Origin of the sequence: Paraburkholderia phytofirmans, from assembly GCF_046028095.1 — a bacterium.
Taxonomy (GTDB): Bacteria; Pseudomonadota; Gammaproteobacteria; order Burkholderiales; family Burkholderiaceae; genus Paraburkholderia; species Paraburkholderia phytofirmans_A.
Map to the genome: position 1 here is coordinate 143541 of NZ_JAQQDJ010000005.1, position 15366 is coordinate 158906.

At 63.8% G+C, this 15366-nt stretch carries 15 protein-coding genes; 8 read left to right on the forward strand and 7 right to left on the reverse strand.

Features of this window, described 5'->3' with window-relative positions; translation table 11 throughout:
- Nucleotides 1-40 precede the first annotated feature (40 nt).
- Complete coding sequence (locus PQR54_RS16495) at nt 41-478, reverse strand: MarR family winged helix-turn-helix transcriptional regulator (RefSeq protein ID WP_408247440.1); 438 nt, start codon at nt 476-478, stop codon at nt 41-43.
- A 233-nt stretch (nt 479-711) separates the two neighbouring features.
- Between PQR54_RS16495 and PQR54_RS16500 the strand changes: the two genes are divergently transcribed.
- The 4 genes from PQR54_RS16500 (at nt 712) to PQR54_RS16515 (ending at nt 3871) form a co-directional block, all read left to right on the forward strand.
- Entirely contained in the window at nt 712-1395 is a 684-nt protein-coding gene (locus PQR54_RS16500; protein WP_408247442.1) for an FMN-dependent NADH-azoreductase, read from the forward strand.
- On the forward strand, nt 1392-1823 hold the full coding sequence (locus PQR54_RS16505; protein ID WP_408247444.1) for a cupin domain-containing protein: 432 nt from the start codon (nt 1392-1394) through the stop codon (nt 1821-1823). Before PQR54_RS16500 ends, PQR54_RS16505 begins: the two co-directional genes overlap by 4 nt.
- A 201-nt stretch (nt 1824-2024) precedes the next feature.
- Nucleotides 2025-2459 carry a hypothetical protein gene (locus tag PQR54_RS16510; protein WP_408247446.1) on the forward strand — a complete coding sequence of 145 codons (435 nt, stop codon included), beginning with the start codon at nt 2025-2027 and terminating at the stop codon, nt 2457-2459.
- The gene (locus tag PQR54_RS16515) at nt 2456-3871 is read left to right on the forward strand and encodes a tetratricopeptide repeat protein (RefSeq protein WP_408247448.1); all 1416 of its coding nucleotides are present in this window, start codon (nt 2456-2458) and stop codon (nt 3869-3871) included. The genes PQR54_RS16510 and PQR54_RS16515 overlap by 4 nt, the downstream gene beginning before the upstream one ends.
- Nucleotides 3872-3972: 101 nt before the next feature.
- Here the strand turns inward: PQR54_RS16515 and PQR54_RS16520 are convergent, their stop codons facing one another.
- Complete coding sequence (locus PQR54_RS16520; RefSeq protein WP_408247450.1) at nt 3973-4344, reverse strand: hypothetical protein; 372 nt, start codon at nt 4342-4344, stop codon at nt 3973-3975.
- A gap of 200 nt (nt 4345-4544) precedes the next feature.
- Here PQR54_RS16520 and PQR54_RS16525 point away from each other — a divergent pair, with 200 nt between their 5' ends.
- Nucleotides 4545-6416, forward strand: a complete 1872-nt coding sequence (locus PQR54_RS16525) for a glycoside hydrolase family 15 protein (RefSeq protein WP_408247452.1) — start codon at nt 4545-4547, stop codon at nt 6414-6416.
- A gap of 94 nt (nt 6417-6510) precedes the next feature.
- On the forward strand, nt 6511-7863 hold the full coding sequence (locus PQR54_RS16530; protein ID WP_408247455.1) for an MFS transporter: 1353 nt from the start codon (nt 6511-6513) through the stop codon (nt 7861-7863).
- A 194-nt stretch (nt 7864-8057) separates the two neighbouring features.
- Here PQR54_RS16530 and PQR54_RS16535 read toward each other — a convergent pair whose 3' ends face one another.
- Nucleotides 8058-10562: a penicillin-binding protein 1A gene (locus PQR54_RS16535; RefSeq protein ID WP_408247457.1), complete on the reverse strand. Its 2505-nt coding sequence runs from the start codon at nt 10560-10562 to the stop codon at nt 8058-8060.
- 182 nt (nt 10563-10744) lie between these two features.
- On the opposite strand from PQR54_RS16535, the gene fabV reads away from it, so the two are divergent.
- Nucleotides 10745-11941, forward strand: a complete 1197-nt coding sequence (fabV, locus tag PQR54_RS16540) for an enoyl-ACP reductase FabV (RefSeq protein ID WP_408247459.1) — start codon at nt 10745-10747, stop codon at nt 11939-11941.
- Between the two features lie 53 nt (nt 11942-11994).
- Here fabV and PQR54_RS16545 read toward each other — a convergent pair whose 3' ends face one another.
- Nucleotides 11995-12636: a TetR/AcrR family transcriptional regulator gene (locus tag PQR54_RS16545; RefSeq protein WP_408247462.1), complete on the reverse strand. Its 642-nt coding sequence runs from the start codon at nt 12634-12636 to the stop codon at nt 11995-11997.
- Between the two features lie 109 nt (nt 12637-12745).
- On the opposite strand from PQR54_RS16545, the gene PQR54_RS16550 reads away from it, so the two are divergent.
- Nucleotides 12746-13105: a darcynin family protein gene (locus PQR54_RS16550; protein WP_408247464.1), complete on the forward strand. Its 360-nt coding sequence runs from the start codon at nt 12746-12748 to the stop codon at nt 13103-13105.
- Nucleotides 13106-13144: 39 nt separating this feature from the next.
- Here PQR54_RS16550 and PQR54_RS16555 read toward each other — a convergent pair whose 3' ends face one another.
- The 3 genes from PQR54_RS16555 to PQR54_RS16565 form a co-directional block, all read right to left on the reverse strand.
- Nucleotides 13145-13489, reverse strand: coding sequence for a hypothetical protein (locus tag PQR54_RS16555; RefSeq protein ID WP_408247466.1), 345 nt, complete (start codon nt 13487-13489; stop codon nt 13145-13147).
- A 139-nt stretch (nt 13490-13628) separates the two neighbouring features.
- Complete coding sequence (locus PQR54_RS16560) at nt 13629-14252, reverse strand: glutathione S-transferase family protein (protein ID WP_408247468.1); 624 nt, start codon at nt 14250-14252, stop codon at nt 13629-13631.
- A gap of 108 nt (nt 14253-14360) precedes the next feature.
- On the reverse strand, nt 14361-15308 hold the full coding sequence (locus PQR54_RS16565) for an AraC family transcriptional regulator (protein WP_408247470.1): 948 nt from the start codon (nt 15306-15308) through the stop codon (nt 14361-14363).
- Nucleotides 15309-15366 lie beyond the last annotated feature (58 nt).

The window sequence follows — 15366 nt, forward strand, 5'->3', positions numbered from 1 at the left end:
AAATGCCGCGAGCGTTCGCAGCCTGTTTGGCCGGCCTCGCCTACTCTGCGAGAAACTTGTTCAGCAGACGGCGCAACTCCTCGAATTCGGCTTTCGTGAATTTCTTCAGACGGCGGTTCAGCACCACCGGCGCGATCTCCGGAAGCTGCGCGGCGATGGCCTCGCCCTCTTTCGTCAGCTTCAGGTTGACGACACGGCGGTCTTCGATGCTGCGCGAGCGTTCCAGCAAGCCCTTGATCTCCAGCTTGTCGAGCATGCGCGTCATCAGGCCAGTGTCGATGCCGAGCAGCCGCGACAATTCCAACGGCGTGGTGGCGATGCCCCGGCGCATGGACAGCAGAATGCCCATCTGCTGACTGGTGATGTCCAGATCCTTCAGCGCCGCGTCCATTTCGTTGATCAACAGGTTGCGTGCCTTGTTGATCGAGAAACCCACGCTCAGCGTCAGGCTGAAACTTTCCGGCGTGTAGTGGTCCATTCGTGCCCCCTTGTTCAGTGCGTTTAACTTTATCTGCAAAGTCAGATATTCTCAAGGGTCGCTTCCGGCATATGACTGTTTCATTTTTATGCGCTAGTCCGCTCCGTGCCGCCTACTGGAGGCTGGCCAAGTGGTCACCTTGAATTACCGGAAATCGGTCATTTCACAAAGCCATTCGAGCATTTAATCTGCTCCCAAGCTAAACCACCCAGCCTCACGGAAGGACGGAAATCATGAAGATCATGCACGTCGACGCCAGCGCGAAGCGCGAGCGATCCAACTCCCGCGCATTGAGCCGCTATTTTCTGGAACGCCTGCGCGAAGAAGGCGCGCAGTTCGAAGTCGATTATCTGGATGTCACGATCGACACCCCGCCGCACGTCGACGAGGCTTTCGCCATCGCCACGTACACGGCCGCGCAGGATCGCACGCCTGCCATGAAGGCGACGCTGGCCGGTTCGGATGCGTTGTGCCAGCGCCTGCTCGACGCCGATGCGTTTGTCTTCGCCATGCCCATGTACAACTGGTCGATGCCCTCCGCGTTCAAGGCGTTTATCGACAGCATCACGCGTACTGGCCTGACCTATGTGAATGCGGACGACGGCCGCGTGGTCGGTCAGCTTTCACGTCAGAAGGTGCTGTTCATCACGAGCCGCGGCGCGGATTTGCGCGCGGGTTCACCTTATGAAGGCATGGATGCGCTGACGCCTTCGCTGAAGGCCGCGTTCGGCTTTCTCGGCGTGGCCGAGCCGACCTTTGTCGATGCCCAGCCGCTGCAGTTTGCCAATCCCGAGGCGCGTACTGAAGCGCTTCACCGCGCGCGTGCCGAACTGGACGCGGTGGCGTCGAGCTGGGCGTCGTCGTCAGCGGAATCGAGCAAGGAAACCTTTAACGTTTTGTCAGGAGTCACAGCATGAAAATCCGCACACTGATCGCGACGGCCACGTTCGCCAGCCTCTCCGTTCTCGGGACTGCACAGTCCGCATTCGCCGCTGACGCAGACGCGCCGCACGAAACGATCACGCCCGCGTTCACCGAGGCGATCGCCAACGTGCCGGGCAAGACGATGACGGCGCTCGTCGTCGAGTATGCACCCGGCGGCAAGTCGACGCCGCATCGGCACGGCCAGGCTTTCGTGGTCGGCTACGTGCTGTCGGGGGCGATCCGCAGCCGCGTGAACAACGGCGAAGAACGCGTCTACCATGCAGGTGAGCACTGGACCGAGAAGCCCGGCGTGCATCACACCGTGAGCGAAAACGCGAGCGATACGGAACCCGCGAAGTTGCTGGCGATTTTCGTGGCTGATACGAAAGACAAGAACCTGGTTACATTCGATAAGAAGTGATGGAATTGGCGTGACCGGATGAGCCGGCACCCAGACCGGCGCGGGGGCTTTTCAGCCCCTGCTTCCCCGAAACGGGAATGTCATCGGCATGCGAACCGATGCCGCAGCGGCTCCACACATTTGACAAGGTATGCTCGAGCTCGGGTCGTACAATGCGCGTCCTTGTCGTCTCCCGATATGTTGTAGCGATTTCTGCCTGACGTGAACGAAGACGACCTGATCTGCCGGGCCTATCGGCCGTTGCTCGAAGCAGAGTACGGTATCCGTTTTGCGCCTGCGCATGTCGCGTCCCGGTTTGCTTGTGAGCACGGCCGCCCTGACAGCCCGACATTCGGTTTTCATGCCGCGTTCAACATGTGGCGGCATGTCGACGACGACACGATGATGGGAATGGTCGGCGCGCTCGACGTCCGGACCTTCGCCTCCAGCGAGGTCATGCAATTGCTCATGGCTTACTGCAACCTGCGCAAATTCGCCTGCATGAAGGTGATGTATGACCGCTACCGGAGTCTCTGGAGCCCGCAGCAGATCGTGCAGAACATGCTGGCAACCGGGGTGCCCGGCGAAGCTGTCCTGCAGTATGTCGAGCTCTGCGAAAGGCTCGTGAACAATGACTACCGAGCGTTCGGCACTTGACGACCACCATCGAACTTGAACAGCGGCTTCACGCCGCCTATGCGCGTCATGAGCACGATCCGCACGATCTTGCGAACGTGAGCGCGATCTGCGACACGCTGATCGCGCTCACGCGTGAGGACGAACTCCTTCCGTGGGCAGACCGGGCGCTGGCGCTCGGCGCGCAGCACCCCGATTTTCTTGCGATGCGCGCTTGCGCATTGGACCTGCAAGGCCGCCACGTCGAGGCGGTCGAGACACGCGCGCATGATCCGTCGATGTCGAGCGAGCCCGCGCTCTCCCGGCTGCGACTCGGCTATAGCCTGATGATGGCCGGCGATCTCGAACGCGCGATCCCGCAACTGGACGAGGCGCGCCAGCGCTCTGCATCAGCGACGCCGCGGATCGTCGCGACGGCCGGGCATCTTCTGGGCGAGGCGATGCTCAAGGCAGCAGACACGCGTGGCTTCGCCCACTGGCTCAAACGCAACGAATCCGGCGATGCAGCCAGTTATCGTCCGGTTGGCGTCGCTGAATGGGCCGGCGAATCCGACCTGCGCGATCGACGCGTGCTCATCACACATCAGCTGGGTTTCGGCGATAACTTTCTGCTGGCGGCCTGCGTGGCTGACTGGCGGGCCGCCGGCGCGACTGTGATGATCACTTGCGACCCGCAGGCGCATGCGCTCATGCAGGCGTCGCTGCCCGAGTGCGAAGTCGTCAGCGCGAAACGTCCGTCGGCCTCGCACGGTGCACTGCCCGACGCGGTACAGCTGCGCGTGGAGGCGTTCGCGCCGCATCTGTACGCGACGCTGCTGCATCTGCCGCTTCTCAGTGCCGCGCGGCAACCCTCCGGGTTCCGGTTCCGGCCATACATGCGGGCTCCGCATGCAGAACAGCAGATTGCGGCGGAGTGGGCTCGGCAACTGCGCGAGCAACATCCGGGAAAGCGGTTGGTCGGCCTGTTCTGGGATTGCTATCAGCGACACCTGCCTCACGTCGGCAGCACGATGCGGTGCTGGGCTACCCGCCGCAGCCTGCCGCTCGGGGCGCTGAACCGGATCGTGACGGACTCCTTCCTGAGCGACCGGATACGGTTCGTGAATCTGCACCACCCGGTGACCGAAGCCGCGGCCGGCGCACCGGCCGGCGATGTCGACCGCTATCTGCCCGGCATCCATTTTTTCGACGATACCGCCGCGTGCATCGGGGAGTTGGACGCGGTGGTCGCGGTGGACTCGGCCGTCGCCAATCTTGCCGCGATGATGGGCAAACCGACTTGCGTGCCGCTCAACACTTCCGGCGACTGGCGTTGGGGCCGCCACGGAACCGCCAGCCCGTGGGTGAAAGGCGTGACCGTGCTGCGGCAGACACACGAGGGCGACTGGGGTCCCGTCGTGGAAAACGCAGCGACATGGCTAGCCATGCAGTGATCATGCTCAGGCCAGCTCGCGCGCGGGATTGCCCAGCCACGCGTTCTCGCGTGCGCTAGCAACGCGTCGTCGAGCCATTCGCTTTGTGCCGGGCATTGCCCCTAAAACTTCGGATGACATTCAAAACTCATCGACGACCCATGCTCCGTCAGCCCTTGCACGCCGCTAACGGTTTCCGTCGTCACGCTGGTCTGCATGCCGCGACGCTCGCAGTAATCGCGCGCCTCGCTCATCGCATGCTCATGCGCGCGGGCCCACGCGAGGCGTCCGCCTGTCGCGCTGGCCGCGACCGTATAAGTATTGGCTTTGCTGGTGGCGACCACGTCGCTGGAACTGGCGCAGCCCACGAGGCTCGCGCACGCGGCCACAGCCGCGATGAAGGCACGGGCGCGTCCCGACAATGCGTTTCGCGCCGCAAGCGCCCCGGGTGCCTCGTCCCGTTCAGGTATGCGGCCTGAGACAGTGTTGAACATGTATCACCTGCACAATTTTTGCGGATTGACCAATCGCGAAATTATCCGCAATCACGCGTCAGAGATCAGCCTCACCATCCGAAAACACTGTTGCCGGCGTCCGAACAATCGCCGCCCGGCCCGCTCGAACGGCGCGGCACGGACATTGCTCACGGGTTTCGTATGAGCGCATCGCGGCTCGCTTCACGGAGTGTGCAGACATGCCCGATCAACGACCTGTTCCACCGAGACCCGCCCTGCCGACCGACGCGCGCGGCATGATCGGCAACATGAAGACCACGGCGCTCGTCTCGCTGCGCGGCTCGATCGACTTCATGTGCTTTCCGCGCATCGACTCACCGGCGATTTTTGCCGGCCTGCTCGAGCCGTCGCGCGGCGGCGCTTTCTCGATCGAACCCACGTTCGAAGGCGCCAACGTCAAGCAGATGTATCTGCCCGACACCAATGTCCTGCTGACCCGTTTCATGACGCCCGAGGGCGTGTGCGAACTGATGGACTTCATGCCGGTGCCCGAGGATGGCAGCGGCGCCGACGGCGCCACGCCGCTACCCAACTGCGTGATCCGCGTAGTGCGGGTCGTGCATGGGCGCATGGCGTTCAGGATGCGTTGCGAGCCGCGCTTCGACTATGCGCGCGGCGCACACACGGCTCAGATCGACAAGGAAGGCAGCGTGAATTTTCTCGCCGCCGCGAACGCTGGCATTGAAGGCGGCATGCGACTGCGTTTGAACAGCACCTTGCCGCTCGCGCTCGACCACGGCGCCGCGCACGCGGAATTCGAGCTGAGCCATGGCGAGACGGCGGGCTTCGTTTTCGGCGACGCCGAAGACTTGCGCGAAAAATCGTTCGATTGCGAAGCGGCGCTCACCGATACGATCCGCTACTGGCAAAGCTGGTCGGCGCAATCCACTTATCGCGGCCGCTATCGCGAAGTCGTGATGCGCTCGGCGCTGACCTTGAAGCTGCTGAGTTCCAGCGAGCATGGCGCGATCGTCGCCGCGCCGACCTTCGGGCTTCCCGAAGCGCTCGACGGTTCGCGCCGCTGGGACTACCGCTACACGTGGATTCGCGACGCCGCGTTCTCCGTGTACGCGCTGCTGCGTCTCGGCTATACCGGCGAAGCGCGGCACTTCATGACATGGATCGCCGGACGCAGCCGGCAATGCGACTCGGACGGCTCGCTGAACGTCATGTACACCATCGACGGCAAGGAGCCGCCGGAAGAAACCGAAATCACGGCGCTGTCGAACGAGAACGGCGTGGCGGGCGTGCCGCTCGTCGGCAACGCCGCGCGCGATCAGGTCCAGCTCGACGTGTACGGCGCGCTGCTCGACGCGATCTATCTGTACAACAAGTACGGCGCCGCGATCTCGCACGACGGCTGGCGCGACGTCACGCGCACGGTTGACTACGTAGTCGAACACTGGCGCGAACCGGACCACGGCATCTGGGAGTTTCGCAACGGCCTGCGGCCCCTGCTCCATTCGCGGCTGATGTGCTGGGTCACGGTGGACCGCGCGCTACGTCTCGCGGAAAAGCGTTCCCTGCCCGCGCCGCTCAAACGCTGGTTCGACACGCGCGACGCAATCCACGCCGATATCCACGAGCACTTCTGGAACGAGGAACTGAACGCGTTCGTGCAGACGCCGGATTCGCAACGGCTCGATGCGTCCGCGTTGATGATGCCGCTCGTGCGCTTCATCGGTCCGACCGATCCGCGCTGGCTCGGCACGCTCGACGCGATCGGCAGCGAACTGAAAGTGGATCCGCTGATCTTCCGCTACACGCGCGGCACGACGCTCGACGGTTTGCCCGGCATCGAAGGCGGCTTCAGCGCCTGTTCGTTCTGGTATGCGGAAGCGCTGGCGCGCGCCGGACGCGTCGACGAAGGCCGCCTCGTGTTCGAGAAGATGCTCGCGTACGCGAATCACGTCGGCCTGTTTTCCGAGGAAGTGGCCACCAGCGGCGAAGCGCTCGGCAATTTTCCGCAGGCGCTGACGCATCTCGCGCTGATCAGCGCGGCATACCAGCTCGACCGCAATCTCGACAAGGTTCACGTTCCATGGACCTGAGCACTGCGCAAAAATCTTCCGGAATCGGTTTTCAGCGTCTAGTCTGTAACGACATCATTTAAACCAGCCGGACGCTGAACCGGAGGAGACATCGATGGAGCTCGAAGCACGCACCATGAAACGCGTAACGGTTCGGCTCGTGCCGTTCCTGATCCTGTGTTATTTCATTGCCTATCTCGACCGGGTCAACGTCGGCTTTGCTGCACTGCAGATGAACAAGGCGCTCGGCCTGTCCGCGAGTGCTTTCGGTTTCGGCGCCGGGATTTTCTTCATCGCGTATTTTTTCTTCGAAGTCCCATCTAATCTGCTGCTGGAGAAATTCGGCGCGCGCCGCTGGATCGCGCGGATCATGTTCACGTGGGGCATTCTCGCGGGTGCGATGGCGTATATCCCAGATATTGCGCGCTTCACGGGACTCTCCGCCGCGCACGTGTTCTACGGCCTGCGGATTCTGCTCGGCGTGGCCGAGGCGGGTTTCTTTCCGGGCATCATCTTCCTGCTCACGCTATGGTTTCCTGCTGCGTATCGCGGTCGCGTGGTCGGTTATTTCATGGCGGCGATTCCGCTGTCCACGGTGATCGGCGGCCCGATTTCGGGCGCTTTGCTGTCGATGGACGGCTTCGCCGGACTGGCCGGCTGGCAGTGGGTCTATCTGATCGAGGCCGCGCCCGCGCTGGTGCTCGCGTTCGTCGTGCTCTCCTACCTCACCGACAAGCCCGCCGACGCCACCTGGCTCGCCGCCGACGAACGCGACTGGCTGGTCGCGCGCCAGAAGCAGGAGCGCGCGCATCGCGAAGCTGTGCATACGTTCAGCGTAAAAGAAGCGTTGTTCAATCCACGCGTGCTTGCGGTCGCGCTCATCTATTTCGGTGCGAATGCAACCAACTACGGGCTGAGCTTCTTCCTGCCGCAGATCGTCAAAGCGTTTGGGCTCACCAACTTGCAGACGGGTTTCGTGACGTCGCTGCCGTACATCGTCGGCGTGATCAGCATGGTGTTCTGGGGACGGCACTCGGACCGCAAGCTCGAACGCAAACGCCACGTGGCGATTGCGCTGCTGGTGGCGGCGGGCGGCATCGCGGCGGCCGCCGGGCTCGACAATCCGGTGCAGAAGATGATCGCGCTGTCGATTGCCGGGTTCGGCATCTTCGGCTGCCTGCCGGTGATCTGGACCTTGCCGGCCTCGTTCCTGTCGGGCGCGGCGGCGGCGGGCGGCATCGCCGCGATCAATTCTCTGGGCAATCTGGCGGGTTTCTTCGGACCGTATGCGATGGGCTGGATCAAGGACAGCACCGGCGGCTTCGGCGCCGGTTTGCTGTGCCTGTCGGGCGCGGGGCTCGTCGGCGTCGCGGCCGTGCTGTTGCTGCATCACGATGCTGCGCTTGAGGCGTCAGCGGGGTTTTCGGATCCGGAGGTGGCGGGGGCAGGCAAGGCGGCGGGGTCGTAGCGGCGCTGGCTGGGTGCGGGCGAAGCGAAGCGCTAAAGGTCGCCGTGACGATGAGAAAGCGTGGCTTGTGGCCGGCCGCGCTGATGAAAATTAATGTGCGGCTCAGGCGCATTTGTGGAATGCGCCGCGCGCGTTGAGCCGCACCAGCGAAAAGCGCTGCCTCGGCTCAGCCACGCAGCGCTACGCAACACCGCTCACGGCGACCCGCGCCCACCCGCCGACGTCTCCGGCAACGCGTTAGCCGGACTGCCCGCGTCCGGCGGCACCACATCGTCCGGCGTGGGCGTCGGCGCCAGTGCCGGTTCGCCGCCGCCGCGCGCTTCACCATCGACCGCCCCGCTCGCCGCCGCCGGCGCTGAACCCGGCGCCGGCAGCATCGGCGGCTGCGGCACTGCGCGCGGCTCGGCCACCGAGGCCGACGCCAACGGCGCGACCGCAGGTTGTTCGGGCACAGCAGCCGGCGGCCGACGCGTCGTCCCGCGCTGCACAACCGGCGCCTCCGGCTTAGCCGGCGACCCCGCGAACAGATTCTGGAACCAATTGCGCAATCTGCCCGAGCGTTCGGCGAACCAGCCCGGCTCCTGGTCGGTTGCGAATTTGACGCGGCTGTCGACCAGCCTCGAACGCTGCGCGCGCTGGAAAAAATCGCCGACGATCGGCAGCGCGCTGTGCGCCCCCTGCCCCCAATAGTCGCTGCGCAAGGTCACGCGGCTGTCGTTGAAGCCGACCCACGCGCCCGCCACGAGTTGCGGATGAATCAGGATGAACCAGCCGTCCGCGTTGCCCTGCGTCGTACCCGTCTTGCCCGCGACGTCGCCGCGCACGCCGAAGCGGCTGCGAATGCTCGACCCCGTGCCGCGGTTCACCACGTCGCGCATGACGTCGATCAGCACGCGGTCGGTGTCGGCGGGCAGTTCCTGTTTCGGCGACACCGGCGCGAACTCGGCCAGCACCTCGCCTTTGCGGTTCTCGATGCGCGTCACCATCACCGGTTCCACGTAGCCGCCGAGGTTGGCGATCGTGCCGTAGGCCGAAACCATTTCCTTCAGCGTGACGGGGCTCGTGCCGAGCGCGAGCGACGGCACCGGATCCAGTTCGCTGTCACGCACGCCCATCGCGCGTGCCAGTTTCGCGACCTTGTTCGGTCCGACCGTCTCCATCACTTGCGCGGTGATGCGGTTGCGCGAGTACGCAAGGCCGTCGCGCAGGCTGATCTTGCGCTCGCTCGGCTCGTCCTCGTCGCTCGGACGCCAGATTTCGCCGCCTGCCAGCGGAATTTCCACAGGCTTGTCGACGAAGGTATCGGCGGGCTTGGCGCCCGACTCGAAAGCCGCCGCGTAGACGAACGGCTTGAAGGTCGAGCCCGGCTGGCGGCGCGCCTGCTGGACATGGTCGAACGGGTCCTGGCTGAAGTCGCGGCTGCCCACCCACGCGCGGATCTGGCCGTTGCGCGGGTCCATCGCGAGAAAGTCGGCCTGCACGCGCGTCTTGGACTCGCATACCGACTTCACGAGATCGCGGTCGGACGAGACGCGCTTGAGCGCGTCGTCATCGCTCAGGCCGGCGTCTTTGGCGACGCGGTAGTCAGGCGTTTCGCGCAGGAAGGTCTGCAGCAGATCGCGGCCGTTCGAACAGCCCGCGCGGGTGCCCCACGCCGCATTGGCAATGCCCTGCAACTGGTTGCCCTGCAAGGTCACGGCCTGAGTCGCCATGGTCTGCAGACGCGAATCGATGGTGGTGCGCACCACCAGCCCGTCGGCGTACATGTTGTAGTCGTTGCGATCCGCCCACGACGCCAGCCACTTGCGCAGTTGCTGCGCGAAATGCGGCGCGGGTCCGGGCGGCTCGGTCTGGCGCTCGAAATCGATGCGCAGCGACCGGCGGCTCAACGTCGCGTAGGCGGCCGGCGTCAGTTTTCCGTACTTGACCAGCTGGCCGAGCACCGTATTGCGCCGCTGCAGCGCCCGTTCGGGGTTCAGCACCGGGTTGTAGTAGCTGTTGCCCTTGAGCATGCCCGTGAGCGTCGCGCTTTCCAGCACATTCAGGTCGGAAGCCGATTTGTCGAAATAGGTGCGCGCCGCCATCTCGATGCCATAGGCGTTGTAGAGGAACGGCACCGTATTCAGATACGTCTCGAGAATCTCGTCCTTGCTGTAGAGCGCCTCGATCTTGAAGGCCGTGATCGCTTCCTTCAGCTTGCGCGTGAGCGTCGGCGCGCGGCCGATTTCGTCGGGATAGAGATTGCGGGCGAGTTGTTGCGTGATAGTCGAGCCGCCCTGCCGGTCGCCGGAAAACGTATGCAGCGCGGCGGAGGCCGTGCGCCGCCAGTCGAGGCCCCAATGCTGGTAGAAGCGGTGGTCTTCGGTGGCGATCAACGCATTCACCACGTTCGGCGAGATGTCCTTGAGTTTGACCCATTCGCGATTGGACGGCTTGAATTCGGCCAGCAGCTTGCCGTCCGCCGACAGGATCTGCGCCGGCTGCTCGATCTTGGCCTTGCGGATATCGCCGATGCCCGGTGTAAACGGAATCAGGATCAGCACATACAGCACGAACAGCAGCGGAAGCGCCGCGCAAGCCTTCAGCACGCCACGGCGCGTAGGATGGCGCAGGTGCCACAGCGCTTGAGCGATGAGCGGGTTGGCGAGGGTCAGCCCTTTATCGAGGGCCGCCAGAAATGAGGGGATGAGGCGCTTCACACTAGCCAATCGTCGGACGGGAAAGGCGCAATCCTACCAAGTTGCGCGGCAGCGGCCGATTTTTTGCCCGCGGCGCGGGGCCTAAGTGCTGCCCGAAGCCAAACCGCCGCGGCGCGCCCGCAACCATCGCGGCCCGCTACGCGGCCCACTATAATGTCGCCAATTCCGACAAGAGGTGCTTCATGATCATCAAACCGCGCGTGCGTGGCTTCATCTGCGTTTCCACCCATCCGACCGGCTGCGAAGCCAACGTCCGCGAACAGATCGACTACGTCAAGGCGCGCGGCCCCATCGCCAACGGCCCGAAGAAAGTGCTCGTGATCGGCGCATCCACGGGCTACGGCCTCGCCGCCCGCATCAGCGCGGCGTTCGGCTCGGACGCCGCCACGCTCGGCGTGTTCTTCGAGCGCGCCGGCAGCGAAACCAAGGCCGGCACGGCCGGCTGGTACAACACCGCCGCCTTCGAGAAATTCGCCACGGAAAAAGGCCTGTACGCGACCAGCATCAACGGCGACGCGTTCTCCGATGAAGTCAAAGCGCGCACCATCGAAGTCATCAAGCGCGATCTGGGTCAGGTCGACCTGGTCGTCTACAGCCTCGCCGCGCCCAAGCGCACGCATCCGAAGAGCGGCGAAGTGTTCAGCTCGACGCTCAAGCCGGTCGGCAAGGCCGTCAATCTGCGCGGCATCGACACGGACAAAGAAGTCATCAAGGAAACCGTGCTCGAACCCGCCACCCAGAAAGAAATCGACGACACCGTCGCGGTGATGGGCGGCGAAGACTGGCAGATGTGGATCGACGCCCTGCTCGAAGCCGGCGTGCTCGCGGACGGCGCGAAGACCACGGCGTTCACCTATCTCGGCGAGAAGATCACGCACGACATTTACTGGAACGGCTCGATCGGCGCGGCCAAGAAGGACCTCGACCAGAAGGTGCTGGGCATTCGCGAGAAGCTCGCGGCCAAGGGCGGCGACGCGCGCGTCTCCGTGCTTAAGGCGGTCGTCACGCAAGCGAGTTCGGCGATCCCGATGATGCCGCTGTATCTGTCGCTGCTCTTCAAGGTCATGAAGGAGAAAGGCACGCACGAAGGCTGCATCGAGCAGGTCTATGGCCTGTACAAGGACAGCCTGTACGGCGCGGCGCCGCACATCGACGAAGAAGGCCGTCTGCGCGCGGACTACAAGGAGCTCGACCCCGAAGTGCAGAACCGCGTGCAGGAACTGTGGACCCAGGTGACCAACGAGAATATCTACGAACTCACCGACTTCAGCGGCTACAAGACAGATTTCCTGCGGTTGTTCGGCTTCGAGATCGCGGGCGTGGATTACGAAGCGGACGTCAATCCGGACGTGCAGATTCCGAAGCTCGTGCAGGTTTGATGGTTTGATGAATGGCGGGGCCTCGAGTGGCCCCGCATCAGGCCGCGCGCCGGCTATGGCGCTTTGCTGCCGTCCACCCTTCTCGACTGCGCCACGTAGCCGTCCACCGCGCGCATCACGCGCACTTCCAGCGCGGCGGCGTCACGCTCGTCGCGCTCACCCGCCTGGTCGACCATGCCGCGCACGATCGCCAGCAGATCGCGCGCGACCCGATCCACGTCGTCCAGTTCGGGCGCCTGCGTCTTCTCCGTCAGCGCGCTGACCAGCGCCGCATGAATCGTTTCGGCGATGCGCTGATTGCGCTCGTCCACCGGCAGGCGGCGCTCCTCCATATCGATGATGCGCGCGAGCACCGGCCTGCGCATCTGATGCGCGACGGACGCGTGCACCATCGCTTGCACGCTGTCGCGCGAGTTCTCCAGTAACGCCGCCGCCTCGATGTCCGCCACCAGTTGCGCCGTTTCGCGTTCGATCAACGCCACCGTCAACGCATCGCGATTCGGAAAGTATTGATAGAGCGAGCCGATGCTGACGCCGGCCCGCTCGGCGACCGCGTTGGTCGTGTAGCCCTCGAGTCCGCGCGTCTCCAGAATGCGAGCCGCCGCTTCGAGCACGGTCTCGACGGTTTGCGCCGAACGCCGCTGAAGCGGCGCTTTACGGGGCTTCAGATGCTGCGTGGAAGCGGATTTGGCCATGTCGGGAATGCGAGTTTTAAATGTGAGTGTTCGCTCGTATTCTATTCCTGTTTTCGTGAAAACCGCATCAGCCTCAACGCGCCCGAACATTCAACAGGAACCGAACCTCATGACTTCATCTGCGAAAGAATCCGTACTGACCGTCTTCATGCTCGTCAAAACGCGGCCGGAATGGCTCGCCATGCCCGCCGACGATCGCGCCCGCCAGCTGGCCGCGCACGTCGAGCCGATCCTGAAGCATCACGCCGACGAGATCAGCCTGAGCTACTACGACATCGAGTTTTATTCGGCGCGCGTCACCGATATCTGGGTGTGGCACGCAACGAGTCATCACGCGTATGAACGCATGGTCGAAGCCTTGCGCGAGACGCCGTTCTGGGACCGCTACTTCGACATCGTGGAGATTCTGCCGGGCGTGGAGAACGGCTACGCGAAGAACGACGAGCGCGGCGCGCTGACGGCGGCTTGAACCGCGCGGACCGCGCCCATTACGCGGTCGCGCCACACCTCAGCAGGGAAACGCGGCTTGAAGCACGCGGAGAATCGCAAGGCCGATCGGAAAATCGTCGGACAGACCCGGATGGTTGGTAAAAAACGCGTCGAGCAACGGATAAACGTTCTGGTTGCCGATGGCGAGATTTTGCGGCGGACAGAAGAGCGGCGGCTTCTTCTTCGACACCAGTTCGCCGTTCGCCCAGCCGAACGCGTTGATCGTGCCGGTGATGTACGCCGCGTAGACCGAGTTGTTATCGGCATGCGCCCATTGTTTGTACTGCGCGGCCGTCATCTCGGCGCTCGCATTCAGAGTGAAACACGCGGCCAGCAACGCCAGCGCAACTTTCGATACCCGCATCGTGGAACCTTCAATCGATGTCGCAAAAGTGGCCATTGTAGGCGAGTCGCCGCGCGCCGCGCATCAGCGCGTGCATGGGCGGGAATCCGTAAGCATCGCGTACGGATTGTTGTAAGCCGCGCGGGTGTTTGCGCAAGCGTTACGGCGTACCGTTGCGGCAATACATCCGGTAGCCTTCGCGCGCGGCGAGACGCGCCATATACGCGTCGACCGCTGGCAAATCGCCATGTTGCAGCGGCGTTTCCAGCCAGCGGTTGATGGACAGCGCGAGCGGAATGTCCGCGAGCGAAAACACGTCTCCGGCGATGAACGCGCCGGTCTTTTGCAACTGGCCTTCGATCATGGCCATATGCCTCGCCCAGTTCGCGCACGACTGCTCGATCTGCGGCGGGTCCTGGTGCGCCGGTGAATGCCGGACCAGCGCCAGAAACGCGTAACTCCAGGAACGGTTCAACTCGCTCGCCTGCCAGTCGATCCATTGATCGCAGCGGGCGCGCTCGCATGGGTCAACCGGATATAACCACTCGCCGTGATAGCGGCCGGCCAGATAGCGGATGATCGAGTTGGACTCCCACAGCACGAACTCGCCGTCCTGGATGACGGGGACCATCGCATTAGGGTTCAGCGCGAGAAATTCCGGCACGCCGGTCGCGCGAAACCCGGAGCCCCAGTCTTCCTGTTCGAATGGCAGCGCGAGTTCCGCGCAGGTCCAAAGGACTTTGCGGACGTTAATGGACGAGGACTTGCCGAGTATTTTTAGCATGGGTTCAAAGCGTATCGGCGGCTCGATGGAACGGACAGGCACACTTTGCGCCGTGGGCACCAGGCCAGCGCCGCTCCATGCCCTGCTCATGCCCCGCTCATGCACCACTCAGTGCGACGCGACGAAAATCGACCCCGGCGCGGGCGGCGGCACGGCGAAGGATTTGCGCATTCGCTCGGCCTCTTCGACCGGACTGCGGCCGAACAGGCGCTTGAATTCGCGGCTGAATTGCGAGGCGCTTTCATAGCCCACCTGCACGCACGCGTGCGCCGCCGTCACCTCGTTTCTCACCATCAGCAAGCGCGCCTGATGAAGCCGCGTCGACTTCAGATATTGCATCGGCGACGTACGCGTCACCGCCTTGAAGTGCGAGTGGAAGCTGGGCACGCTCATGTTCGCTTCCAGCGCGAGCTGCCCGATGTCGAGCGGTTCGCGATAACACGCGTGAATCTTGCGGATCACTTTGGCGATCCGGGCGAACTGGCCTTGCGCGGTCAGCGCGGCGCGCATCGATCCGCCCTGCTCGCCGGTCAGCACGTGGAAGTAGATTTCGCGCACCAGCGTCGGGCCTAGCAGCTCCGCTTCCAACGGCACGCTCATCGCTTCCAGAAAGCGCAACACGGTCGCGCTCAGCTTCGCGTCGAGCGGCGTCGACATCATGCCGCGCGGTTCGGCCGGCACGCCCGCGTCGCGCTCGTCGAGCTGCAGCATCAGATCGGCGGCTACTTTGAAGTCGAGGCGGAAATAGATGGCGAGCAAGGGCTCGGCCTCGCTTGCTTCGGTTTCCATTGAGAACGGCACCGGCACCGAAACCGCCAGATAGTGCTGCGCGTCGTACACATAGACCGTCTCGCCGAGAAAGCCCCGCTTGCGTCCCTGGCAGACGATCACAACGCCCGGGTCGTACAGCACCGGTGTGCGGCTGAGCGGCCGGTTCGAGCGCAGAAAACGCACGTCGGGCAGGACGGTGAGGTTGTAGCCTTCGAGCGGCGCGAGATTTTCGAGCAAGGCCACCATGCGCTGGCGCGCGCCCGGATCTTGATGTTTGTGCTTCATTGCGGGCCTCGTCCCCAATGGCTAAGCAGATTGCACTGTGCCACCGCCCTATTGGAAA

Excerpts from the sequence above, each read along its gene's own strand:
- PQR54_RS16525 (WP_408247452.1), top strand. The coding sequence starts at position 4,545 with ATGCCCGATCAACGACCTGTTCCACCGAGACCCGCCCTGCCGACCGAC.
- PQR54_RS16560 (WP_408247468.1), bottom strand. The coding sequence starts at position 14,252 with ATGCTAAAAATACTCGGCAAGTCCTCGTCCATTAACGTCCGCAAAGTC.
- PQR54_RS16565 (WP_408247470.1), bottom strand. The coding sequence starts at position 15,308 with ATGAAGCACAAACATCAAGATCCGGGCGCGCGCCAGCGCATGGTGGCC.
- PQR54_RS16520 (WP_408247450.1), bottom strand. The coding sequence starts at position 4,344 with ATGTTCAACACTGTCTCAGGCCGCATACCTGAACGGGACGAGGCACCC.
- PQR54_RS16545 (WP_408247462.1), bottom strand. The coding sequence starts at position 12,636 with ATGGCCAAATCCGCTTCCACGCAGCATCTGAAGCCCCGTAAAGCGCCG.
- PQR54_RS16500 (WP_408247442.1), top strand. The coding sequence starts at position 712 with ATGAAGATCATGCACGTCGACGCCAGCGCGAAGCGCGAGCGATCCAAC.
- fabV (WP_408247459.1), top strand. The coding sequence starts at position 10,745 with ATGATCATCAAACCGCGCGTGCGTGGCTTCATCTGCGTTTCCACCCAT.
- PQR54_RS16555 (WP_408247466.1), bottom strand. The coding sequence starts at position 13,489 with ATGCGGGTATCGAAAGTTGCGCTGGCGTTGCTGGCCGCGTGTTTCACT.
- PQR54_RS16550 (WP_408247464.1), top strand. The coding sequence starts at position 12,746 with ATGACTTCATCTGCGAAAGAATCCGTACTGACCGTCTTCATGCTCGTC.
- PQR54_RS16495 (WP_408247440.1), bottom strand. The coding sequence starts at position 478 with ATGGACCACTACACGCCGGAAAGTTTCAGCCTGACGCTGAGCGTGGGT.
- PQR54_RS16530 (WP_408247455.1), top strand. The coding sequence starts at position 6,511 with ATGGAGCTCGAAGCACGCACCATGAAACGCGTAACGGTTCGGCTCGTG.
- PQR54_RS16505 (WP_408247444.1), top strand. The coding sequence starts at position 1,392 with ATGAAAATCCGCACACTGATCGCGACGGCCACGTTCGCCAGCCTCTCC.